Annotated in this window: 20 protein-coding genes; 9 read left to right on the plus strand and 11 right to left on the minus strand. The window is 38.6% G+C overall.

Going from position 1 to position 23073, the window contains the following annotated elements:
• Positions 1-57: 57 nt before the first annotated feature.
• Entirely contained in the window at positions 58-564 is a 507-nt protein-coding gene (locus tag SKC36_RS09735) for a hypothetical protein (protein WP_459465738.1), read from the plus strand.
• Positions 565-576: 12 nt separating this feature from the next.
• Here the strand turns inward: SKC36_RS09735 and SKC36_RS09740 are convergent, their stop codons facing one another.
• The 3 genes from SKC36_RS09740 to SKC36_RS09750 are packed head-to-tail and all read right to left on the minus strand — an operon-like array spanning position 577 to position 3632.
• The gene (locus tag SKC36_RS09740; protein WP_459465739.1) at positions 577-1557 is read right to left on the minus strand and encodes a sterol desaturase family protein; all 981 of its coding nucleotides are present in this window, start codon (positions 1555-1557) and stop codon (positions 577-579) included.
• A gap of 53 nt (positions 1558-1610) precedes the next feature.
• A complete protein-coding gene (locus tag SKC36_RS09745; protein WP_459465740.1) occupies positions 1611-2321 on the minus strand; it encodes a 6-phosphogluconolactonase in 711 nt (236 codons plus the stop codon).
• Positions 2322-2345: 24 nt separating this feature from the next.
• The gene (locus SKC36_RS09750; protein ID WP_459465741.1) at positions 2346-3632 is read right to left on the minus strand and encodes a M20/M25/M40 family metallo-hydrolase; all 1287 of its coding nucleotides are present in this window, start codon (positions 3630-3632) and stop codon (positions 2346-2348) included.
• 124 nt (positions 3633-3756) lie between these two features.
• On the opposite strand from SKC36_RS09750, the gene SKC36_RS09755 reads away from it, so the two are divergent.
• Positions 3757-4788, plus strand: a complete 1032-nt coding sequence (locus SKC36_RS09755) for a sialidase family protein (protein WP_459465742.1) — start codon at positions 3757-3759, stop codon at positions 4786-4788.
• Here SKC36_RS09755 and SKC36_RS09760 read toward each other — a convergent pair.
• Positions 4785-5180 carry an OsmC family protein gene (locus tag SKC36_RS09760; protein WP_459465743.1) on the minus strand — a complete coding sequence of 132 codons (396 nt, stop codon included), beginning with the start codon at positions 5178-5180 and terminating at the stop codon, positions 4785-4787. The two genes, SKC36_RS09755 and SKC36_RS09760, sit on opposite strands and share 4 nt — an antisense overlap.
• Positions 5181-5183: 3 nt before the next feature.
• A complete protein-coding gene (locus tag SKC36_RS09765; RefSeq protein WP_459465744.1) occupies positions 5184-6068 on the minus strand; it encodes a pirin family protein in 885 nt (294 codons plus the stop codon).
• A 327-nt stretch (positions 6069-6395) separates the two neighbouring features.
• Between SKC36_RS09765 and SKC36_RS09770 the strand changes: the two genes are divergently transcribed.
• From SKC36_RS09770 to SKC36_RS09785, 4 genes are all read left to right on the plus strand, one after another.
• Positions 6396-9656, plus strand: coding sequence for a SusC/RagA family TonB-linked outer membrane protein (locus tag SKC36_RS09770; protein WP_459465745.1), 3261 nt, complete (start codon positions 6396-6398; stop codon positions 9654-9656).
• A gap of 62 nt (positions 9657-9718) precedes the next feature.
• On the plus strand, positions 9719-11488 hold the full coding sequence (locus SKC36_RS09775) for a RagB/SusD family nutrient uptake outer membrane protein (RefSeq protein ID WP_459465746.1): 1770 nt from the start codon (positions 9719-9721) through the stop codon (positions 11486-11488).
• Between the two features lie 410 nt (positions 11489-11898).
• Positions 11899-12690, plus strand: coding sequence for a glycoside hydrolase family protein (locus SKC36_RS09780; protein WP_459465747.1), 792 nt, complete (start codon positions 11899-11901; stop codon positions 12688-12690).
• Between the two features lie 360 nt (positions 12691-13050).
• Complete coding sequence (locus SKC36_RS09785) at positions 13051-14667, plus strand: hypothetical protein (RefSeq protein WP_459465748.1); 1617 nt, start codon at positions 13051-13053, stop codon at positions 14665-14667.
• A gap of 11 nt (positions 14668-14678) precedes the next feature.
• Here the strand turns inward: SKC36_RS09785 and SKC36_RS09790 are convergent, their stop codons facing one another.
• The 4 genes from SKC36_RS09790 to SKC36_RS09805 are packed head-to-tail and all read right to left on the minus strand — an operon-like array spanning position 14679 to position 17691.
• Positions 14679-15983 carry an MFS transporter gene (locus tag SKC36_RS09790; protein ID WP_459465749.1) on the minus strand — a complete coding sequence of 435 codons (1305 nt, stop codon included), beginning with the start codon at positions 15981-15983 and terminating at the stop codon, positions 14679-14681.
• A 5-nt stretch (positions 15984-15988) separates the two neighbouring features.
• Positions 15989-16447 (minus strand): DinB family protein, encoded by a 459-nt coding sequence (locus tag SKC36_RS09795; protein WP_459465750.1) that lies wholly within the window; start codon positions 16445-16447, stop codon positions 15989-15991.
• 12 nt (positions 16448-16459) lie between these two features.
• On the minus strand, positions 16460-17305 hold the full coding sequence (locus SKC36_RS09800; RefSeq protein WP_459465751.1) for an arsenite methyltransferase: 846 nt from the start codon (positions 17303-17305) through the stop codon (positions 16460-16462).
• Positions 17306-17358: 53 nt separating this feature from the next.
• Entirely contained in the window at positions 17359-17691 is a 333-nt protein-coding gene (locus tag SKC36_RS09805; RefSeq protein ID WP_459453768.1) for an ArsR/SmtB family transcription factor, read from the minus strand.
• A gap of 154 nt (positions 17692-17845) precedes the next feature.
• Here SKC36_RS09805 and SKC36_RS09810 point away from each other — a divergent pair, with 154 nt between their 5' ends.
• The 3 genes from SKC36_RS09810 (at position 17846) to SKC36_RS09820 (ending at position 20877) form a co-directional block, all read left to right on the plus strand.
• Positions 17846-18367 (plus strand): hypothetical protein, encoded by a 522-nt coding sequence (locus SKC36_RS09810; RefSeq protein WP_459465752.1) that lies wholly within the window; start codon positions 17846-17848, stop codon positions 18365-18367.
• Between the two features lie 73 nt (positions 18368-18440).
• Entirely contained in the window at positions 18441-19328 is an 888-nt protein-coding gene (locus SKC36_RS09815) for a hypothetical protein (protein ID WP_459465753.1), read from the plus strand.
• Between the two features lie 13 nt (positions 19329-19341).
• Positions 19342-20877 (plus strand): vanadium-dependent haloperoxidase, encoded by a 1536-nt coding sequence (locus SKC36_RS09820; RefSeq protein ID WP_459465754.1) that lies wholly within the window; start codon positions 19342-19344, stop codon positions 20875-20877.
• 154 nt (positions 20878-21031) lie between these two features.
• Here SKC36_RS09820 and SKC36_RS09825 read toward each other — a convergent pair whose 3' ends face one another.
• Together SKC36_RS09825 and SKC36_RS09830 are read right to left on the minus strand one after the other, a co-directional pair.
• The gene (locus tag SKC36_RS09825; protein WP_459453764.1) at positions 21032-22315 is read right to left on the minus strand and encodes an MFS transporter; all 1284 of its coding nucleotides are present in this window, start codon (positions 22313-22315) and stop codon (positions 21032-21034) included.
• The gene (locus tag SKC36_RS09830; RefSeq protein WP_459465755.1) at positions 22315-23073 is read right to left on the minus strand and encodes an SDR family NAD(P)-dependent oxidoreductase; all 759 of its coding nucleotides are present in this window, start codon (positions 23071-23073) and stop codon (positions 22315-22317) included. Before SKC36_RS09830 ends, SKC36_RS09825 begins: the two co-directional genes overlap by 1 nt.

Consider the following 23073-nt stretch of genomic DNA (forward strand, 5'->3'; position numbering starts at 1 on the left):
CCTGGATATCTAAGAACCCATGGAGTATTTCCATGGGTTCTTTAAACTCATCATACCATGAAACTAAATCAAAAATGGGTATTTAGCTTTACCCTTTTGCTTGGCTTTAGTTACCTCATGCAATGGCAAGGAGCTGCCCTAAAAAATAGCTTTACACCCATGGGGATTATCCACTTGGAGTTTGCTCCTTCGGCTGAGCTATTTCAAAAGATACTTAGTCAGTGGGACCTCCAAACTCTTCGATGGAATTTAGCGCTTGACTTTCTATACATACCTGTTTACACCTATTTTTTTCGGCTTACTTTAGCGCTATTAGCTCATAGACATCGGAGTAAATTTGTCCAGCAAATAGGATTACTTTTAAGAAATATGGCATTGCTTGCCTTCTTATGTGATATCCTAGAGAATATAGGGATGATCATTTCCCTGGGAGGCTTAACATCCACTTGGATTTACTCCTTAACCAATAAGCTTGCAGGAGTTAAATTCGCCATTATTGGCATCAATATGATATATATTTTAGTCTCTTTACCTACTTTATTTTTACGGAACAAAGAGGCTTAGTCTCTCTCTGGATTAACTTATTCCAGCTGCTTTCTTCATAGCTGATGCTGTTTTATGCTGACCCGTATGGCTCCAACCTGGGGGCATAAAAATGTATAACAACTTATTCCATAGTCCTGGCGCATGATAGACATCCCTAGCCAAGGCGACAATTTCTCCAAAATAGGCATCTAAAAAATGATTGGGCTTCATCTCTCGGGTAATCCCATACTCTATCTTGACATCATCTAATTCGGGTTGATAGGTCTTAAAAACTCGATCCCAAATGTTTAATAAATTACAAAAATTAGTATCCATATACTGTACATTTCGAGCATGATGTACCCGGTGATGCGAAGGACTGAGCATAAAATTACCCAATTTGCCTAGGCGAGCATCTTTAATCCAATGATCTCCAATATGTATAAAAGCTCCCCAAGTTCCGTCAATGAACATGATGGCAAAAAGCATGGCTGGAGGAAGTCCTGCCAAAATACATATACTAGCCCGAATGATATCAGCATAAGGCCCCTCCAAGAAAAAATGGGCATAAGAAACCGCTAAATTCATGTTTTCTGGTGCATGGTGCGTTGAATGTAAACACCAAAATAACCGAACCTTATGCGCTAAATAATGATAAATAAAATGGGCAAATTCCCAGATGATATAGCCATAAACAAACCAATACCAAGTAAATGATACTTGAAATAATGCCTTGGGTTCAAAAAAACCGATGCATATAACCGTCATCCCCAAGGATAAATATTTTCCAATGAAAGCATTCAGCAGGTAACTAAAAAAGGGAATCTTGTAGTTTGACAAACCAAAGCTTTTGAAAATTAAACCCCGCACTAATTCTAGTACTAGGGCGATGGGAAATAAAGGTCTTATTAAAACTTTTAATCCCTCATAGCTTAAAAAATCAGCAAAGGTTTTCTCTTGTAGAAATTCCCATAAATCATCAAATCCAAAAAATCCTACGATCCAATCTCCAATGGCTTGTAATATTTCCATACGTATTTTATTAAACAGGTTGATTCACCAGCAAGTGAATTAGTATTAAATTTTTAAATAGCTTCTTGGTCCACATAACACTCTACATGAGGGTGCATCCATAGGAATGTAGCCGGACAGCTCGTCGTAATTTTTTTCTCCATGATTGTTTTAAAAGCATCCAGCTTCCCTTTACCCGTAATCAAGAAAATGATTTTCTTTGATTGCAAAATACCCTCCATCCCCACACAAAGACCAAAAGCTGGTTCTGCACCCTGTGATAATGCAGGATCATGCTGGATGGTTGACTCTGCTAGCTTAGCCTTATGAAAAGGCGCTTGCAAATATTCTCCTGGTTCGTTAAATGCGATATGGCCATTTTTCCCTAATCCCAAGATACAAATGTCCATGGGTCCTTCTTGCGCAATGATGGTTTGAACCCGATCACATTCTGCTTGATAATTTGGAAGGTTTGTATCAAAACTAATATATCGGTCATCTGAAATATTCAGCGGTCCTAATAAATGCTTTTTTAAATAACTTTCACAAGAATCAGGATGCTCAGATGGGATTATTCCCCATTCATCCATTTTAATGGTTCTCATGGAAGAAAACAAGCTTGGATTAGCCACATGTGCCTGATGCATGTGCGCATACATTCCAGTGGGAGATCCACCGGTGGCAGCACAAAATAACAAATCAGGTTTCTCTTTGACTGAATGAATGATGCTTTGACTAGCTAGTTCACTCAATTCGGCATAGTTCTTTACGTAGGTAATTTTCATAAACTTATGAGCTGTTTCAAGGTTCTATTTCAATTGGGAAGTATCCACACGACTGGGCGTATCTTTCCCAGAAATAATGGTTTGGGCACTTAAAGCGATCGATTTAATGATGGCCGTCATGTTCTCCAAATCCAAGGTTTCAATTTGATCACTTGGCTTATGATAATTAGGCTCACTGTCCATTTTAGAAGTGGAAATCGTATGAGCAGGAACACCTAACCTAGCCAAGGTGGCATTGTCTGATCGGTAAAATAAATTTTGATCGGTATAAGGATCTGGATGAAATGTAAAACCCGTTCCTTCCAAATTTTTCTGCAAAATAGCCCCCATATCCGTCTTCTCAAAACCTGTTATGTAAGCACTATTTTTACCCCATTTACTTTCCGTACCAATCATTTCCAAATTAAACATGGCTTTTACGGAAGCTGGATCAAACTGCTCAGAAAAATAGGACGCCCCATATCCACCACTTTCTTCCGCAGTAAAAGCTGCAAACACTAAGGTTCTCTCATTTTTATTCCATTTCTTAAAATACTTGGCTAGCATCATCATACCCGTGGTGCCAGCAGCATCATCGTTTGCCCCATTGTAAATAGAATCTCCTTTTACCGCACGGTTTGGCATCACTCCCAAATGATCATAATGACCTGAAAAGATAACATATTCATGCGCCAAAGATTTACCTGGAATGATACCGACTACATTACTTAAAGGCATGGGCGTAACTTCATTTTCAACTTCAATATGGAAGGTACTTGCTGCTTTATTTGATAAAATAAAGGCTACATTTACTTGGCTCACTCTTAGCAGATTACGGTTACTCAAACGGGCAAACATGGCTGCAAATTCCTCATCTACCCATACCACCGTAGGAGTTTTACCCGATATAAATCGATAAGCCGACTGAAAGAAATTTTCCCCTTTGGCTATTGTTGCCTGAGCATAAGCTGAACTTTCTCGAATTTGAGTCTTTGTCTCTTTACCAATCACCACGACTTTTTTGGCATCAAAATTCTCTCCATTGACTGTCGCTTTTAATGACTTCAAGCTAGGCTTGTAGACCTGAAAAGTTTGCAAATAAGAAGCGGACTTCCCCCAAGGCTTTAATTTCGTTTGGGCAAATTCCTTTGAAATAAAAGTTGCGGCCAATTCTATTCCTGGTGTAAATGGTTTTCTTCCGGCCAATTCATCTGAAGCTAAATACCGTTCGATACGCTCCACTTCTTTCACGTTGATGATTTTGTCAATCGATTGCCCCAAAACGGAAAAAGAACAGATTAGTCCGACGAGTATTAAATAGGTTTTTCTCATATAGATGGTTGATTTACACTAAATTTCAAGCTTTAAAAGTATTAAAATAATATCAATCATTCTGTCCAAATTAGCGATTTTACTATAATTGAATTTTCTTTGTCAAATTCCCCCCTGTAATATCATGCTTAAAATCTTCCTTTGTTTATTAATAAGCCCACTTCTGGTAGCACAAGCTTCTTTGTTTAACACACCTGGCCAACAAGCCGATTTTTGCCTAGGGTCATCAGGAAAAATAGAATTGGTTTTTGGTCAAAAAAATAAGATTTATTATTCCTTTTCTTCGGATCAAGGGCAGCATTTTTCAGAGCCTAGTTTGGTTGATTCTTTAGTTGGTTTACACTTAGGAGCCTCTCGAGGACCTAGAATTGTCAGTTCAACATCACAAACCATCATTACGGCCATCGATAGGGCAGGAAATGTCTATGCTTTTAGAAAAACCGAAAATGGGACTTGGTTAAAAAATCAAGTTAATGATGTTCCCGAAGTTGCCAAGGAAGGTTTTAATGCCATCGCTGCCAACCAGAATCAGTTTACGGTCATTTGGTTGGATTTACGGGGGAACAATAAAAACAAATTGATGTCGAGCAGCTCCCAAGATGGGGGCAAATCATGGCAAAAAAACCAACTCGTTTATAACTCTCCAGAAAACAGTATTTGCGAATGCTGTCAACCTAATATCATCATGAAAGACCAACATATTGCTATTATGTTTCGGAATTGGTTAAAAGGTTCTAGGGATATGTATGTGATTGAATCAAAAAACGGAGGGAAAAGCTATGGGCCAGCTAAGAAATTAGGGCAGGGCACTTGGGTTTTGGAGGCTTGCCCGATGGATGGCGGCAGTCTTAGCTGGACAGCCCAAGGTGAAATAGCCACTGTTTGGCGAAGAGCAGAAAACCTCTACATTTCAGGCACCAAAGGAGAGGAAAAATTACTGGGTCCCGGTAAAAATGCCTCCACGGCCATTTTATCCTCAGGTCAATGGATGATTTGGAGCCATTTGGGACAAATTGTTTTGCAGTCGAATGCTACTGGAATAAGTAAGCCCTTAGGCCCTGGTCGTTTTCCAATAATGAAAGCCCTCAATGCCCACCAGGCCTTCCTCGTTTGGGAAAACAAAGGTCAGATTTTGGGACAATTACTAGAAGATTAACTGAGATTAGAAATGATTTCAATGGGGTGACTGTATACTTTATGAATTGGACACATATTAGCTATGCTCAACAATCTTTCCCTTTGTGCTTCATCCAAATTCCCTGACAACTGAATATTTCGATGAATGGTGGTTTTGCTGAACTCCTTATCCCAAACCATATCTATTTCTAAATTCACTTCTTTTAAATCCCAGCCTTTACGGTTGGCATACATCTGCAAAGTAGCCGTAGTACAGGCTGCTAAGGCCGCTCTAACTAACTCATCGGGTGAAAAACCCAAATTGCCTCCACCCAGTTCCAGAGGCTCATCGGCTAGTATTTGATTCCCAGAATCACTATGAATTTCTACTTGAAATGGAGCTGGTCCACTATTTGATCTGATTTTCCCCATAACTTATTTATTCGTTAAACTAGGATATGGAACAAACTCATTTTCCTCTCCTTTAATTTTATCAAAGCGCTGATTTTTCCAATCTTCCTTGGCTTTTTCTATCAAGGCTTTATCGCTGGAAACAAAATTCCAATTGATATATCGCTCTTCTGGAAATGGCTCTCCACCAAAAATATAAATGGTTGTATGAGCCTCCATGGTAAATGTACATAAGCTTTGGTCTTTAGCTACCAGCAATTGCTTGGGACCAAAGGTATTTTCATCATCAGTCAGGGCACCTTCTAAAATATAAATGCCAGATTCACCATAAAGCTGATCACCCAGAGAAAGCACTGTTTTTTCTTGACTTTTAACCTCAATCATATAAAGCGGGCTATAAACAGGAACGGCAGATTCTCTCCCAAAGGCTTTTCCCGCAATCAAGGTAAATTGAGAATCCCCATCCGTCCAGGTAGGTAATTCATCTTTAGCTATGTGCACAAAGGAAGGGTCCATTTGTTCTAATGCTTTAGGCAAAGCCACCCAAATTTGTAATCCATGCAATATTTTGTCGGAATGCCTCAAATTCTCAGGCGTTTTTTCCGAATGAACAATCCCCCTTCCTGCCGTCATCCAATTTACCTCTCCCGGTTTTATTTCTAAAGCTGAACCTAGGGAATCTCGGTGCATGATGCTTCCTTCAAATAGATAGGTCAAAGTAGATAAACCAATGTGTGGATGAGCTAACACATCTAAATTCTCTCGTTCACTCAACTTGGTTGGTCCCATGTGGTCAATGAAAGAAAATGGACCTATCATCCTTTTTTGCCGAAATGGCAATAAACGACCCACCATAAATTGACCTATGCTGGCTGCTCTCTCCTCGATAATTAATTGAATATTTGACATAGAATCCAAGATTTATAGAACGAATTTACAGGCTTTCTTGAGGAATAAAACTTAATCTAGATGAAGAAAATTAGACGCAAGCCTAGAGCTAATTTTATGGAAATTTAATAGATGCCAAAACATCAAGTTAAATTCCGAAGGCACTTTTGTGAAAACCTTAACCAAGATGATGCACAAAAATAAATTTATCCAACTAATTCTTTTTTTTTTACTATTATTATGTAATTTGGGTCTAGTAATTACACCAAAAAATTAACCAAAATTTCTAAGCCCCCCTCTTTTATCTTCAGAGGTAGGGAAAACTAATCAACCTAATAATTAAACTTTATGAAAAAAAATCAGACCATGAGACCCGCTGTCTCATACCTGAGAATGTGTATTCTCTCTTTTGCCCTAATTTGTGGAGCCGTCCACTCGTCTTGGGCAGTGGTAGCACCCCTGTTTGAAAAATCAGTTTCTGGAAAAGTTACTGAAGAAAACGGCGCTCCTATTCCGGGAGTTTCCGTTACCCAAAAAGGTAGCACACGTGGAACGACCACTGACATCAATGGAAATTTCAAAATCAATGTCGACAGTGACAAATCGATACTTGCATTTTCTTTTGTTGGTTATATTCCTCAGGAATTAGAAGTAGGAAGTCAAACTAATATCACCATCAAATTAAAAGTTGATACCAAATTATTGACTGAAGTGGTCGTGGTAGGTTATGGTAGCCAGAAAAAGGCCAATTTAACTGGAGCAGTAGATCAAGTTAGTAGTGAGGTATTTGATAATAGGCCATTAACCAATTTAAATCAGGGTCTTCAAGGTGTTATGCCCAATTTAAATATCAAAATGGGAGATGGTAAACCTAATCAAGCCCCTAGTTTTAATATACGTGGTACCACATCCATTGGTCAGGGAGGCAATGCTTTAGTGTTAATAGATAACGTAGAAGGGGACCCTAGCCTTTTAAATCCGAACGATATTGCCACCATTACCTTATTAAAAGATGCAGCATCTGCTTCAATTTATGGTGCTAGAGGCGTATTTGGGGTTGTATTAATTACTACCAAAAATCCGACTAAAGGTAAAACATCGGTTACTTATTCTTCAAATTATTCCTTAAAGAACCCTATTGCTGTACCTGATTTGGTAACTGATGGTTACACTTTTGCCTCCATGTTTGCCGAGTCCTTTGTCAACTTTCAAGGTAGTTTTCCTCAAAATGTGAATAAAACCATGAAATTCTCGCAGGCTTACTTGAATGAATTTAAACGAAGAAAAGAGGTTGGCGGCTTACCTGATTATGAGATTGATCCGGTAACAGGGGAATATGTCTATTATGGTAGTACAGATTACTATGGTCATTTATATAAAAAATCTACTGCGTCTAAAGAACATAACCTAAGTATCTCAGGAAGTAGCGATAAAGCGAGTTACTTATTAACTGGTCGCTATTTTGGTCAGGATGGTTTATTCAGATATAATTCAGACGACTATCAAATGTTGAATTTTTCTGGTAAAGGGAGTGTACAACTGTATCCTTGGTTAAAAGTGACCAACTTTACACAATTCTCTAACATGAAATACCATAACCCACTCAATGTGGGAGAAGGAGGCGGTATTTGGAGAAATATAGCCGATGAGGGTCACCCCATGTCACCCATGTTGAATCCAGATGGAACTATATCGTTTTCCGCAGCTTATAGTATTGGGGATTTCTATTATGGAAAAAATGGAATTGACAACGACAAGCGTGTTTTCAGAAACACGACGGGTTTTGCCGCTGATTTCTTCAAAAACAAATTACGTGTGAAAGGTGATGTTACGATTCAAACGACTGACAATAACGATAGAACCAAAGCAGTACCCGTTCCATATAGCGTAAAACCAGGCGTTATTTCCTATGTGGGAACGACCACCAATTTCATCAATGACGTCTACAGGGAAACGAATTACATGACAACTAACCTGTATACAGAATATGAAAATACCTTTCATGAAGATCACTATGTAAAAGTGATGGCAGGTTATAACTACGAAGAATCTAGATTTAAGCGATTATCTGCCCAACGAAATGGTTTGATTTTTGAAGGAGCGAATGATATAAATTTGGCCTTAGGTCAATCCATCGTAACAAGTGGAGGCTGGGAAGTATGGAAAATCATGGGGGGATTCTCCCGCTTAAATTACTCATTTAAAGACCGTTATTTATTGGAAGTGAATGCTCGATATGATGGCTCTTCTAAATTTCCTAGTAATCAACGATTCGCCTTCTTCCCTTCCTATTCCTTAGGATGGAGATTATCTAAAGAAGCATTTTGGAATGTACCTGAGAAACTAATAACAGACTTAAAATTAAGAGCTTCCTATGGTTCATTGGGAAATGGAAATATCAATTCCTATGCCTATTTGGAACAATTTAATATCGCCCAATCTGGTTTAGTTTTAAACGGCCAAAGACCTCAGTTTACCACGAATCCCACCGTGATTCCAGAAGGCTTAACTTGGGAAACAGCTACGACAAAAAACGTTGGAATAGACTTATCTATGTTAAATAACCGCTTGCATTTTAATGCGGACGCGTATATTAGAACGACAACCGATATGTTTACTGTAGGTTTAACTTTGCCTGCGGTATTTGGAGCAACGGCCCCGAAAGGAAACTATGCTGACTTAGAAACCAAAGGCTGGGAAATGTTGCTATCCTATAATGACCAAGTCAATGTGGGATCAAGTCCTCTAAAGTTCAATGTTCGCTTAACCCTTTCTGATTATACAGCTACTATAAAAAAGTACAATAATCCTCAAAAGTTATTAAGTGATTATTATGAAGGACAAGTACTGGGCGAAATTTGGGGCTATACCACTGCTGGATATTTTACTTCGGCAGATGATGTTGCTAAAAGCGCTAAACAAGATTTATTCCGAAGTGCCAACAGTGGATTGTGGTTTCCAGGAGATATCAAATTTGTTGATTCCAATGGTGATGGTAGAATTACCCCTGGTACCAGTCGGGTAAGTAACCCAGGAGACAGATCCATCATCGGAAATTCTACACCACGTTATACCTATGGAATCATGTTAGGTGCTGATTGGAAAAACTTCTTTTTCTCAGCCTTTTTCCAAGGTGTAGGACAGCAAGATTGGTACCCAAGTAGAGAGGCCAATTTATTCTGGGGGCAATACAATAGACCCTATGGAGATATTCCAAAAAGCCAATTAGGTAATATTTGGAAAGAAGATAATGTCAATGGTTACTTCCCAAGATATGTTTCTCGTATCGCTAGTAATGCCAATGGAACTTTATCCGCTCCTCAAACCAAATACATGCAGGATGTGCGTTATATCCGTTTAAAAAATATCCAAATTGGCTATAATTTACCCAATCAGATTGCGTCCAAAATTGGTTCTTCCGCTGCCCGAGTATATGTTTCAGCTGAAAACATTTGGACAGCTTCACCGCTATTTAATATTACTCGTGATATAGATGTTGAAAATGCCGTAGCATCTGATCAAGTATTCTCTCCTGGAGGAAACTCAGGTGATGGGTATAACTATCCATTGATGAAAAGTGTAACACTTGGTTTATCTATTACATTTTAATGAGCAAGGATTTAAAAAATATTCTCTGCCCGTAAAGCAACCTAAAATTTTAATTTAAGATCATGAAACTTAACTATATCTTCTGCCTACTTTTCACATCCATTTTATTTTTTGGGTGTAGTTTGGAAGAAATTCCAGAGGCAACGACCACCAAAGGCCCCATTTTCAGTAGTGAAAGCGGCCTAATTTTGTATACCAATTCATTCTACAATATGATGAATGGTAAAAACTTGCATCGCGCCGATGCGATGTCAGACTATTTAGCCAGAAAAGACACCCCTGCTTTTATCACGCCAGGTAACTTTAGTGCAGAGGTAAGTTCAGGGTGGTCTTGGTCTGACCTAAGAAATATTAATTATTTCATTAAAAACTGCAACGACCCCAAGATTCCTTTGGCAGTTCGAAACAATTACATTGGTATTGCTAGATTCTTTCGCGCTTGGTTTTATTATGAAAAAGTGAAACGCTTTGGTGATGTACCTTGGATCAATAAACCTTTGGATGTTTCTGATACCGAACTATTGACTAAGGGTAGAGATTCCCGTGTCATGGTGATGGATTCTGTTATTGCTGATTTGAATTTTGCTTGTGCCAATATCACGGCGAAAACGGAGGGAACGCGCAGTTTGGTAACTAAATATGCTGCTTTTGCTTTCAAATCACGTGTTTGTCTATATGAAGGGACACTCAGAAAATACCATACTAACCTAAATTTGGCTTCTAGCTCCGCTGGTTTATTAACCCAGGCAGCTGCTGCGGCCAAAGTAGTAATGGATGAGGCTGGTTATAAATTATACGATGGTGCTGGAGTAGATAAATCATACCGCCAAGTTTTCATTAATCCGGCTCCAGTGGCAACCGAAGTGATACTTTCCGCCGTTTGTGACTTGGCTTTGAATAACCTAAACGATGGTAACTGGTATTGGACTTCAGGAACCTATGGTGATAAAGCTAACTTTATTCGTTCATTCATAAATACCTATTTGAATATTGATGGTACACCATTTACTAATAATCCGGCATATAAAACGATGTTATTTAAAGACGAAGTAAAAGGCCGAGATAAACGTCTCCAACAAACCATCCGCTCTGGGGATTACAAACGTTTAAATAATGGCGTATTGGAAGCTGCTCCACCTTTATTCTCTTATACCTTTACGGGGTATCAACCTATAAAATGGGCATTGGATGATATGTATTATGATACTAGAGATTTAAATATTAATTCTGTTTCCATCATACGTTATGCAGAAGTCTTACTTAATTATGCGGAAGCAAAAGCCGAATTAGGTACTTTAACAGATGGGGATTGGGCAGCCTCCATTGGTCTATTAAGAAAAAGGGCAGGTATTACTGGCGGTATTACTAGCTTACCAAAAGTGATAGATACTTACCTTCAATCAACCTACTTCCCTAATATTTCTGACCCAATCATTTTAGAGGTTAGAAGAGAAAGAGGCATTGAATTATGCCTTGAAGGTTTCCGATTTGATGATATTGTCAGATGGAGAAGAGGTGAACTTATGCAAATGGAATGGAATGGTATGTATGTGCCAAGCTTGGATACTCCTTTGGATTTAAATGAGGATGGAAAATTGGATGTAGCCTTTTACCAAAAACTACCTGCTAGAGTATCTGGGGTAACCTATGTAGAAGTTTCCCCACTCATCAGTGGAAAAGCAAATCCGCAATTGCTTTCAAAAGGCACTTCTGGAGAATTAACTTGGTTCAATAACATCGTCAGAAAATGGGAAAACAAACATTACTTGTACCCTATTCCTGCAGGAGATATCATTACAAATCCTAAACTCGGTCAAAATCCAGGGTGGTAAGAAAAAGGCCTACTCTATTTTAGTAGGCCTTTTTCCTTAAATTTTTATGAACATATTGATACTTGTATTAATCTATGAGCCTTTTTAACAATTTTTATAAAAAAATCACGTTTGCTTTGGTGATGAACCCCAATCAGCTATTGTGAATTAAAAAGAATCTATATAATTTAAGTGCATTATAAGAATTTAGTTTGTTGATGAAGTGTAATGCAAAAAAGTCACCTGATGTTCATGTGACTTTTTTTATTTTCCCATAGCATAAAATGGCCAGGTTCAATTGGCGAAACCCTCTACTCTATACCAAAATGAAACGATACACGCTCATTCTTCTACATCTGACTCTCTTCATCTTTCATTTTCCAGCCTACTGCCAAAAGCTCTTCCCTGATGCCTTGGTAAAATTTAGCCCCATGGTTAAAGAGTCCATTTTTTCAGGCACAGGCACAGCTACTTGGGACGATCAAATCCGAGAAAGAGGCTTCATTCTTAAAGAAAAAGACGGCTATCATTTATGGTATACAGGTTACTCCAAAAATAATCCGATCAAGAAATTAGGATATGCCACCTCCCAAGATGGCATACGGTGGAAGAGGCATGAGGCTAATCCCATTAATCCTAAACAATGGATTGAAGATGTCTTTGTCATTAAAAAAGGTCAAAACTATTTTATGTTTGCTGAGGGTAGAGGAGATACAACTCACCTGCTTGTGTCGAAAAATAAAACCCATTGGAAAGAGTTGGGAAACTTAAGAATTCGAAAAAGCAATGGACAAGCCATCGACAAAGGGGCCTTTGGAACTCCCTGCGTTATCGCCGTTAAGGACACTTATTATCTATTTTATGAAAGAGACGACAAGGGTATATGGTTAGCCAAATCAAAAAACCTAATCGATTGGACTAATGTACAAGATGAACCCGTTTTACAGAAAGGACCAGAAGCCTATGACAGATACGGGGTAGCTATGAACCAAGTGATTTATCATAAAGGATATTATTACGGCTATTACCACGCCACAGCTTTTCAAGACTGGCGAGAATGGTCTAGCAATGTAGCTGTTTCAAAAGACCTCATTCATTGGACTAAATACCCAAACAACCCTATTATAGGGAATAACGAATCCAGTAATATCATCCTCCTAGAAGGTAAAGGATTCCGAATGTATACCATGCATGCTCAGGTCCATGTGTATCAATCCAAATAATTTTTTTACATGGCTAAAAACAAGAAAGCCTAGACTTGAAGCAAGTCTAAGCTTTACGTAACCCGTGTTCTACTTATTTCTCTAATAATTAATCAAATTATCATGAAAGAATGATTCACATCTATTCCTACAATCAAACTAATTTTTTTGAAATCATTTTTGTGATTTACGAACTACAAATTTAAAAAATAAAGAGTAAATTATTTTTTATTTTAAGGTACTAAATAAGTTCATTTTGTTACTAAAAAGTAAATTTATGTTACTTTTAGAGAAAATATTGATTCTTTTGCATAAATGAGCCTTACATCGCACTTTTTCCTGAAAACAATTTACACAAATCTGTTTTTGAGCCTTTTAGGGATGATGCTTTGCTTACAAAGCTTGGCACAAGACACGGTATTTGTCAAATCATACTCTTTACCTGAAAAAATCGCCAATATTGATGGAGATGGACGGAATTTAATTGTCCGTACAGATAATCACCTATATAAATTCAACTCAGGTCGTTTTGATGAGTTAAAGTTTACGCCCAAAGACAATGATCGATTTACTTGGATCAGCAAGACGGATAATCAGGAGATTTTTGGCACTTTTAGCACCTTACAATTTCCAGAGAGTCATCAAGTCGACCATAAATCCCTTCTTAATATTTTACCTGGCTATGACCAGTATAATATGACGCAAGCGACCATCGGAAACTTATATTATTTGGCCTACAATGGTCTCCTGCTGGAGTACCGTATTCATAAGTTCTATCGAATTCAACATCGCGGGAAGTCGATACGCCACATATACAATGATGATAAGATGCGGGTAGTGGCCACCTATTCGGGTATTTTTATTGATACCGTCGGTGAAGTTTTTACTAATAAACCTATTCCTGGCACCTATTTCTCCAGTGGAGAATGCAATAAAATTAATGGGCAATATTATTTAAATTCTGACCCCATTTATCGTTTGATGGATAATCAGTGGGTTCGATTACCCATTGATACCGATATTCAACATTTCAAAAAATTACTAAAGATTGGCCAGCAAACTTATTTCCAATCAAGCCATGCCATTGGAATTATTAATCTCAACAACAATGCCTTTAAAAAGGTCATTACCCATACCTCTGCCTTCCATGATATGGAAAATATGGGCAATCTTCTTTTGTTAGGAAATGCAAATGGAAAGTTATATATCTATGATCTGAACAAGAAAAAATTGGAGTCCATACAAATGGGTTCCGCCATTTATGATATCACCATCAAAGGCGAGCAAATCATTTTGTCGTGCAATGACGGGCTGTATGAATTCAATTTAAAAACAAAAAAAAGTGTTCTACTTTTTCGCCATAAACACATCATTCAATCCATCTTTATTGGCAATAATATCCTATTTACCAGCTTTGAAGGGCTTTTCTTATATAATCAGAACAAAGAGGTATTTCAAATCATAGAAAACGTAGAATTCAATAAAAGAGCATTAAGCGTCTGGAATGAAAGAATATTTGCTGGATCTACTGAGGGTCTTTATGTAATAAATCTTCCACAGCTAATCAATGAAGTTTTACCAAGTTTAGAGCCTGCCATCATTGACGACGGCCAAGAAGATTACTCCATGATAATTGCATTAGGATTTACCATCCTAGTTATCTTAGGTAGTATACTTTTCATTCGATATAGAAATCAAGGAATACCTGAAAATTATAAGGCGCCAAAAACTGATATTACTCCCGAAAGAATAAGGGAAGACATGATAAAAAATGAGCATTTAATTAGCGTAGAAAGTATCGCTGAACATTACCAAATTTCTAGGGTTCACCTGAATCGATTATTGAAAAAACACGATAAAAACACCTTAGACTTAATTAAAGAAATCAAAAAGGAGATTGTATTAGATCTAAAAAGTAAACAGGTACCCATTGAAAAAATAAGCCAACGGGTTGGCTATACCACCAAATACATCAAGCAACATTTCCTTAAGAAATAGGCTCTTTATTTTTAGTTTACACAGATATTTGTACCCGTAAATGTATGAGAATTGGTACAGGAACTATTCGATTTCTGACCTGTAATCCAATCCCATATTTTAATGGAATCTCCTTCCCCACAACGCATTCTAAATTGGATAATTCCCGCAGACATACAAGTCAAAAGTCCAATAAAAACGATAGCGGTGAGTATCCCGAAATAGTCTGCTATGACTCCGGTCGTTAATGCGCCGATCGCATATCCAAGGTCGCGCCATAACCTGAATATCCCCATGCTTTTAGCCCGATCCATGGGGTGAGTATTTTCCGCTATTGTAGACAAGAAAGTTGGGTAAACCATGGCAGTACCCCAACCCAGTAGGACAGAAATAAGTACAAATTGGAATAGGCTATTTGCCCAAATCAACAGAATTAAAGCAATTCCTTGCAAGAGCATACCGACAAATAACATATCTTTTTTACAAAACTTATCCGACATTTTACCCGTCAACAATTGACCTAGACCCCAAACGGCCGGGTATATAGCGGTTATCAAACCAATCTCCTGCAATTGAAAGTTTTTGGATGCCAAGAGGATAGGAAATATGCCCCAAACCATACCATCATTCAGGTTATTGATCAAACCTGCTTGCGTAACTGATCCTAAATTTCTATTTGCCCAAGTGGTTTCTATGAAAATATTGGTCAAACGTGGGACACGACTTTGCTGCTCTTCTTGAATGACATGTTGTCGGGTATCTTGTATGAAAAAATAACTACCGAATAAGCCCAAAATAACCAGCACAATTCCGAGGTAAAAAGGATAAGGTCGTAGACCATAATGATTGGCGATATAGGCTGAGAAAAAAGCAAAAAGGGCAACCGCTAAATAACCTGCTGATTCATTAATTCCCATGGCCAATCCCCGCTGCTTTTCTCCCACTAAATCTATTTTCATCACCACTGTGGAGCTCCAAGCTAAACCCTGATTAATGCCTAAAAAGACATTGGCCAATATTACCCAATTCCAATGAGGAGCAAACATTAAAATAAAAGGGATAGGAATGGCCATCATCCATCCAAATACTAATAAATTTTTCCGCCCCATTCGATTAGCTAAAGCCCCGGCAAAATAATTAGTCAGGGCTTTAACTACACCAAATACAATGATGAATGATAAGATTGCCGTTTTTGCTGCTAATGCGAATTCTTTCTCTGCTATTTGAGGTAAAATAGAGCGCTCCAAACCCACCATTCCACCCACAAAAGCATTGATAAGCACAAGTAAGCTAAACTGCTTCCAATTTTCCTTTAGACCTAATTGAACCTTTTCCATAAAATTTATGCCTGACCATATTTTAAGACAATAGCTAATTGTCCTGCATGATAAGCCGTATGTGAAACAATCCGACCAAATGCCTCGGCCTTAGTTTTTGTCCCAAATTCCTTAGTAGAAATACTTTGCTCCCAATCTGCATCGCCTTGCTGGGAAACAATGGTATGCAATTTTTCAAAAGACTCCTCTAGGTAGGCTTTTAATTCCTCCAAATGTATCCACTCCCCTGTATCTTTTTGGTCAATAACTGTTTTAGCCACCACCCTTACCGATGAATCTCCAAAAACATTTTTGGCAAATAATAATTCTACATCGCCGATATGACGAATTAAAAATCCAGCAGAATTCGGTGAATCACCTAATTTCTTAGCTAAATCATACTCGGTCATGTTTGCCAATAATTTGGTAAATCGTGTCCTAGACTCGATCCACATCTCAAGCATTAGATTTGTCGTAGTTTTCATCTTAAATCGAATTTAGCAACATCCTGAGCCTGGCTGACAAGTCTTTTCTTCCATCGGTTTTTGTGCAAATACGGAAATAGAAAAAATCCCTGTTTTTCCAGAATTAAATTCCTCAATCTCCTGAGCACTTAAATAATGACTTAGGATATCAGTGGGAATAATGATAGGCTTTTCTTTTTGAATTTGCACATTTGTAAAGCCAGTATGCTGAATTAACTGCATATATTCATCTTTTTGGATAGCTCCGGCAACACAGCCTGCATACATTTCCGCATCCTTTTGTAAACCTGAAGGCAATTCCCCTACAAGCACCACGTCAGAAATACTAAAGTGACCACCAGGTTTTAATACCCGGTAGATATCTTGAAATACGCCTGCTTTATTAGGCACCAAATTTAAGACACAATTACTCACAATAACATCCGCTACATTAGCAGAAATAGGCATATGCTCAATATCTCCTTGGCGAAATTCCACATTATTAAACCCACGAATCTCGGCATTCAACCGCGCCCTTTCAATCATTTGGGGTGTGAAATCAATCCCGATAACTTTTCCAGTTTCTCCAACCTCATGACGGGCTATGAAACAATCATTTCCTGCTCCGCTACCTAAATCCACGACCACATCCCCAGCTTTTATTTGGGCAAATTGTGTCGGTAAACCACAACCTAAACCTAAATCGGCATCGGCATTATATCCTTCTAAGGTGGAGTAATCTTCTGACATGATATTATACACTTCAGTAGAACAGCCCCCCGCTCCGCAGCAGGAAGCCATATTTTCTTCTTTCCCCTGCATGGCTATTTCACCATATTTTTGCTTCACAATTTCTTTTAATTCTTGCTCTGTTTTCATGATATATTCATTTTTATTTATCGCAATTTTACGATGGATTTAAACAAAAAAATTTAGCAACAAGTACTCGTCTTTACATGCCTTTTTTCAAAAAAATGACCCAGTAAATCCCTTAGTTTATTCCACTCTGTTTCATTAATGCAATAGCAAATAGAAACACCATCAATTTGCCCCCTCACTAAACCTGCTTCTTTCAATTCTTTTAAATGTTGGGAAACGGTCGACTGCGAAATAGGTAACTCGTCCACAATATCTCCACAAATACAGGACTGCTTGCTTAATAAAAGCTGCATGATCGCCATGCGGGCCGGATGCGACAGTGCTTTGGCATATTTTGCTACTAAAATCTGCTCTTCGGTATAATTTATAATCTTACTTGCTCCCATATCAATCGTAATATTACGATTAAACTTTGAAATAAAAAAAATTGGGGGACATTTTTATTGATTTAAATAAATAATAGGCACAATGCCTACCATTTAGCACAAAAACCTTATTATTAATTGGAATTATTCTAGTTTATCTTAGTTTTGCGCATTGATGAAAAGACTGACCTCCATATTGCTCATGTTTATCCTTCTCTATCAAGCTGGAGGATTTGCATTGCGGTATATAGCCAATTCCGATAGTGAATTTGCCCTAAGTGAAGAAGAAAGCGATTCATATGTGGTTAAAATCCCCATTTCATTACCCTATCCTAGCAATCGAGAAATTCCTCAGGAGGTAAGTGGATCCCTTCAGCAAGGTGATGATTTCTATCAGATGTTGGATCAAAAGATAGAAAATGACACCTTATACACCCGCATAGCGAACGATAAAAATGCGCGAGATCAATTTACTGAATTGGCTGATTTGGTCAGTGAGCATTTAAGCGACCAACCTGAAAAAGCCCCAACAAAAAGTAAATTAATTCAAACCCTTGTTAAGGAGTACTGCCAATCCCAAAGCGCTTGGGTATTTTATATTTTAGAATGGCCAGTTCATCGTACTCCTTATCATCATACTACATTAAAGACATCCACTTTCCAGGATGCCTTATTTTCTCCTCCCCAGCCAGCTTAATTATTTCTGGAAAAATTAGCATGGAAGAAATCCCTTCTTCTCTGTTTGTTCTATTTCAATTTAATTAAGCAAAATGAAACATACTTTACTGTGTGTATTCATCTCTATTTGGAGTATGAATACGATCACGGCACAATTGCCGCATGATCAAATTTACATGAATAAAAATATTGCCTGTGGAGCGCTCATGTACGGAAATTCTTCGTGGACAAACTATTGGGAAAACTCCTTAAAAAGGGATAATCCCAATATAGGGAAACTAAGTACAGAGTCACTTGGAGCCATGATTGCTTATGGTATCACGAAGAAAATTAATGCTTTGGTGATGGTACCATATGTCAAAACACAGGCAAGTCAAGGCAATTTAATGGGCCAGCAAGGCTTTCAAGATGTAAGTCTATGGCTCAAGGCCAAAGTATTTAACTACAAGCAATTGCATGGACATGCTACGCTGGGAGTAAGTACCCCCATGAGTAATTACGTCACAGAATTCATGCCAATGTCGATAGGACTTGGGGCAAAAACACTTAGTGCTCGGGGCATTCTCAACTATAATTTACCCTCCAACTTATACCTAAGTGCCACGGCTTCCTACATCTTTAGAAGTCAAGTTCAAGTGGATCGGGATTCGTATTTGAATGGAGAAAGACTATACTATACGAACAGGGTGCCTGTTCCGGATGCCTTTGATGCTGCTTTTAGAATGGGCTATCTAAAGAAGGAAAACCAATTGGAAGTATTTGCAGAGCATTTTTCTTGTGCTGGTGGTGATGATATTCGTCGGAATTCTATGCCATTTCTAACCAACGACATGACGATGACGGCTGTAGGTGCCTATGCCAAATATCAACCCAAATCTTTAGGACTAAGTGCCCGAGTTTCCTATGTCATAGATGGACAAAATGCAGGACAAAGTACCCAATTAACCATAGGTTTACTCTACCTATTTAAGGTTAAATAATCTTTTAAAAATCATGAAAAAAACGATATACTATTTTATCTACCTACTGGGTTTTTGCATGCTTCTTTCCTGTGAAAATTCAGTATCAGAGGCTACGCTTAGTCCCTATGTACCCAGTAATATGGACGAAAATGCTGGTAATTGGAAGACCTTTGTTTTAAGTTCCCCCACAGAAGTAAGCTTGTCTGCACCGGCGGCAATCAATGACCCCTCTTACCTAAAAGAAATTGACTCGCTTAAAAATACGGTCGCACCTAATTTAACGAATGAACAAAGACAAATTGTTTCTTATTGGGGTGCAGGGGCTGTTTACCGGTGGAATGAAATTGCGCGTGAATTAGCTGCTCGATACAATAATGCTCCAGCTGCCAATTCGGAAGGCAAATATCCTGTGCCAGATGCAAATAATCCATTGGCAGACCCCAAATTTCCATTTGCTAATCCTCCTTATGCATCTAGAGCTTTAGCATATTTGAGCGTTGCCCAATTTGATGCCTTAGTTAGTACTTGGAAATATAAATACCAGTATAACCGTCCCGCACCAAGTGTAGTGGATAAAGGTATTAAGGCATTATTGCCTGTAAGTAATTTACCAAGCTATCCCTCAGAGGATGCCGTAGTAGGACAAGCTAGCTATGTCATATTATTAGCTATGTTTCCAGGTGAAGGACCATTTTTGAAATCCAAGTTAGAGGAATGTAAAAATGCGAGACTTTGGGCGGGAATGAACGTAGGCTCAGACATTCAGGCGGGAGTAAGTTTAGGTGGGGCTGTTGCAGCTAAAGTTATGCAAAGAGCAAAGGCTGATGGTATGGGAGCAGCAAACAATCAAGCGGCAACAGCCGATATGATGGCAGGAGCCAAGTCAATGGGTATCTCGAAGGTATGGACTAGCCAAGAAAGCCCTGCTAGGCCCCCTATGCTTCCTACCTTTGGAAATGTAAAAACATGGAATTTTGATCGAGCGACTTTAGAAGCTATCCGTCCTAGCATGCCTTACGTAGAGGGCTCAGCCGAATTTAAAAAAGATTGGGATGAATTACTGGCTATTGAAAAAAATCAAACTCGTGAACAGGCCGCTATTGCGAACTTCTGGGCAGATGGGCCAGGTACCTATACCCCTCCGGGACATTGGCATCGCTATGGGGCCAACGCTGGTTTTGAAGCCAAATATAGTGAGGTTCGTATGGCTAGAATGCTGGCCTATTTGGGAACAGCTGAGATGGATGCTGGAATTGGTTGCTGGGACACAAAATTTTATTATTATACACCAAGACCCCAGCAATACGGAGTTAAAACTTCCGTTGGTTTACCCAATTTCCCCAGTTACACCTCGGGGCACTCCACATTTTCAGCTGCAGGGGCAGAGGTATTATCCGCCTTTTTTCCGCAAAAAGCCAGCACATTTAATTCCTATGCCCAGCAAGCTTCTGATTCGAGAGTTTATGGATTAATCCATTGGAGAGTTGATTGTACGATGGGCTTAAAACATGGAAAAATCATTGGGCAATACGCCGTCAAAAGAGCCAGCCAAGATGGCGCGCTATAAAGATTTATTCAATCCGCCAATTTAGAAATAATTAAGGGGTAATTTTTAATAGTCGACTGATATTTAGTCGGCTATTTTTGTAAACCAAGCACCCAAAAAGATAGATTTTAAAAAACTAAACTTACATAAAATCTAAAAAAACATATGATTGTCTTTACCTAGTTCCTCCAGGATTCACGGCTTTCATTTTGGGTGAAATCAAATGTATCAGTAGCCAAGCAAACAAATAAGCTGAACCGCAGATAAGGAAAATTAAATTATATCCTCCTGACAAGTTATTACTTGATTTATATGAATCTAATATGATACCAATGAAGTAAGGAAATATCACCCCTCCTAGAGATCCTGCCAAGCCGCCGATTCCGACCACAGAACTAATGGCATTTTTAGGAAACATATCTGAAACGGAAGTAAAAATATTGGCCGACCAAGCCTGATGCGCAGAGGCAGCTATACTGATTAGTATGACCGCTTGCCAAATATCCGTTGCCCAGCGTGCCGAAATGATAGGCAATGCCAATAAGGCAAAAAACAACATGGCTGTTTTTCTTGCTTTATAGACTGGCCATCCTTTGCGCATTAACCAGCCAGGAATATAACCACCACCAATACTACCAATAGAGGTACAAGTAAAAAGTACGGCCAAATGAATACTAGGTTTCTTAAGATCTAAAGAGAAGGTAGATGAAAAATACGATGGCAACCAGAAAAGGAAAAACCACCAAATGGGATCCGTAAAAAATTTACCTACTATAAATACCCAAGTTTGAGGAATGGTAAACAATTTCTTCCAAGCAATGGGCGTATTATCCAAATGATCATCTTCTTGAATATAGTCTAAATCTGCCTGACTAAGTCCCTGTTTCTTACTCGGTATTTCATAAAAAATCCACCAAAAAATAAGCCAAATAAACCCGATAGCACCAGTGATTAAAAATGCCTCTTGCCAGCCATAAGCTCCCAAAAGCCAAGGTACCATAATGGGTGCTACCATGGCACCAATATTGGCTCCCGAATTAAATATACCGGTGGCAAAAGCCCGCTCTTTTTTGGGAAACCATTCAGCAACCGATTTAATCGCAGCTGGAAAATTCCCTGCTTCACCCAATCCTAATACGGCTCTGGCAGCCCCAAAACCAAAGGAAGTTTTTGCTAAAGCATGAAACATGGCAGCTATGGACCAGATGATGATGGAAATGGTATAGCCTAATTTAGAGCCAATCTGGTCAATGATTTTTCCAAAAATCAATAAACCGATAGCATAAGAGGCCGTAAAACACATCACAATGAAGCTGTAATCCGTTTCCGACCAATTCAGCTCCTTTTCTAAGGTTGGCTTTAATAATCCTATTACTTGTCGATCCAAGTAATTGATGGTCGTAGCGAAAAACAATAACGCCACAACAACCCAGCGAAAATTTCCTACTTTTTCTTTCATCAGAATCCTATTGAGTTACCCCCATCTACGGGAATTGAAACGCCTGTAATATATCCAGCTGCATCTGAGGCTAAAAATACGGCTGTCCAAGCCACATCTTCTGGCTTACCAAAATAGCCCATGGGTGTTCTATCCATGGCTTTATGTTTACGATCTGGATCTGAATTCATGGCTGTTTTACTCATAGCCGTTTCGATAAAGCCGGGTGCAATGGCATTAACACGTACCCCGTTCCCTGACCACTCTGAAGCCAACACACGAACCAAACCATATACCCCAGATTTGGATGAAGCATAAGCCGCTACTCGATCGATTCCATAATATGCTGCCATGGATGAAATCATGATGATAGATCCTGATTTTCTTTCCAACATATGCTTTCCTACTTCTCTACTTAATACAAAAACAGCATTCAAATTAACTTGAATAATTTGGGTAAAATCATCATTAGATACCTCCACTGCCGGACGCTTCATATTGATACCTGCATTGTTGACAAGAATATCAATTTTTCCATGCGATTGTATGATATCAGCAACCAAAGAGGGTGTGGCATTGACATCCGCCATATCATGAACAAAATAGAAGGCCCCAGCACCTAAATCATTGACTGCCTCTTGAAGTACGGCTTCTCTTCTTCCTGTAATGATAACATTGGCTCCACTAGCCAGCATACACTTTGCGATATCAAATCCGATACCTGTTCCTCCACCTGTAATTAAGGCTACTTTACCCGCCAATGAAAATTTGTTTTCCAT

The organism is Aquirufa sp. OSTEICH-129A, from assembly GCF_054558355.1.

Coding starts and splice junctions, on each gene's coding strand:
- SKC36_RS09780 (WP_459465747.1), top strand. CDS start 11,899: ATGGTTAAAGAGTCCATTTTTTCAGGCACAGGCACAGCTACTTGGGAC.
- SKC36_RS09775 (WP_459465746.1), top strand. CDS start 9,719: ATGAAACTTAACTATATCTTCTGCCTACTTTTCACATCCATTTTATTT.
- SKC36_RS09755 (WP_459465742.1), top strand. CDS start 3,757: ATGCTTAAAATCTTCCTTTGTTTATTAATAAGCCCACTTCTGGTAGCA.
- SKC36_RS09745 (WP_459465740.1), bottom strand. CDS start 2,321: ATGAAAATTACCTACGTAAAGAACTATGCCGAATTGAGTGAACTAGCT.
- SKC36_RS09790 (WP_459465749.1), bottom strand. CDS start 15,983: ATGGAAAAGGTTCAATTAGGTCTAAAGGAAAATTGGAAGCAGTTTAGC.
- SKC36_RS09735 (WP_459465738.1), top strand. CDS start 58: ATGAAACTAAATCAAAAATGGGTATTTAGCTTTACCCTTTTGCTTGGC.
- SKC36_RS09770 (WP_459465745.1), top strand. CDS start 6,396: ATGAAAAAAAATCAGACCATGAGACCCGCTGTCTCATACCTGAGAATG.
- SKC36_RS09750 (WP_459465741.1), bottom strand. CDS start 3,632: ATGAGAAAAACCTATTTAATACTCGTCGGACTAATCTGTTCTTTTTCC.
- SKC36_RS09810 (WP_459465752.1), top strand. CDS start 17,846: ATGAAAAGACTGACCTCCATATTGCTCATGTTTATCCTTCTCTATCAA.
- SKC36_RS09805 (WP_459453768.1), bottom strand. CDS start 17,691: ATGGGAGCAAGTAAGATTATAAATTATACCGAAGAGCAGATTTTAGTA.
- SKC36_RS09800 (WP_459465751.1), bottom strand. CDS start 17,305: ATGAAAACAGAGCAAGAATTAAAAGAAATTGTGAAGCAAAAATATGGT.
- SKC36_RS09795 (WP_459465750.1), bottom strand. CDS start 16,447: ATGAAAACTACGACAAATCTAATGCTTGAGATGTGGATCGAGTCTAGG.
- SKC36_RS09785 (WP_459465748.1), top strand. CDS start 13,051: ATGATGCTTTGCTTACAAAGCTTGGCACAAGACACGGTATTTGTCAAA.
- SKC36_RS09820 (WP_459465754.1), top strand. CDS start 19,342: ATGAAAAAAACGATATACTATTTTATCTACCTACTGGGTTTTTGCATG.
- SKC36_RS09825 (WP_459453764.1), bottom strand. CDS start 22,315: ATGAAAGAAAAAGTAGGAAATTTTCGCTGGGTTGTTGTGGCGTTATTG.
- SKC36_RS09760 (WP_459465743.1), bottom strand. CDS start 5,180: ATGGGGAAAATCAGATCAAATAGTGGACCAGCTCCATTTCAAGTAGAA.
- SKC36_RS09830 (WP_459465755.1), bottom strand. CDS start 23,073: ATGGAAAACAAATTTTCATTGGCGGGTAAAGTAGCCTTAATTACAGGT.
- SKC36_RS09815 (WP_459465753.1), top strand. CDS start 18,441: ATGAAACATACTTTACTGTGTGTATTCATCTCTATTTGGAGTATGAAT.
- SKC36_RS09740 (WP_459465739.1), bottom strand. CDS start 1,557: ATGGAAATATTACAAGCCATTGGAGATTGGATCGTAGGATTTTTTGGA.
- SKC36_RS09765 (WP_459465744.1), bottom strand. CDS start 6,068: ATGTCAAATATTCAATTAATTATCGAGGAGAGAGCAGCCAGCATAGGT.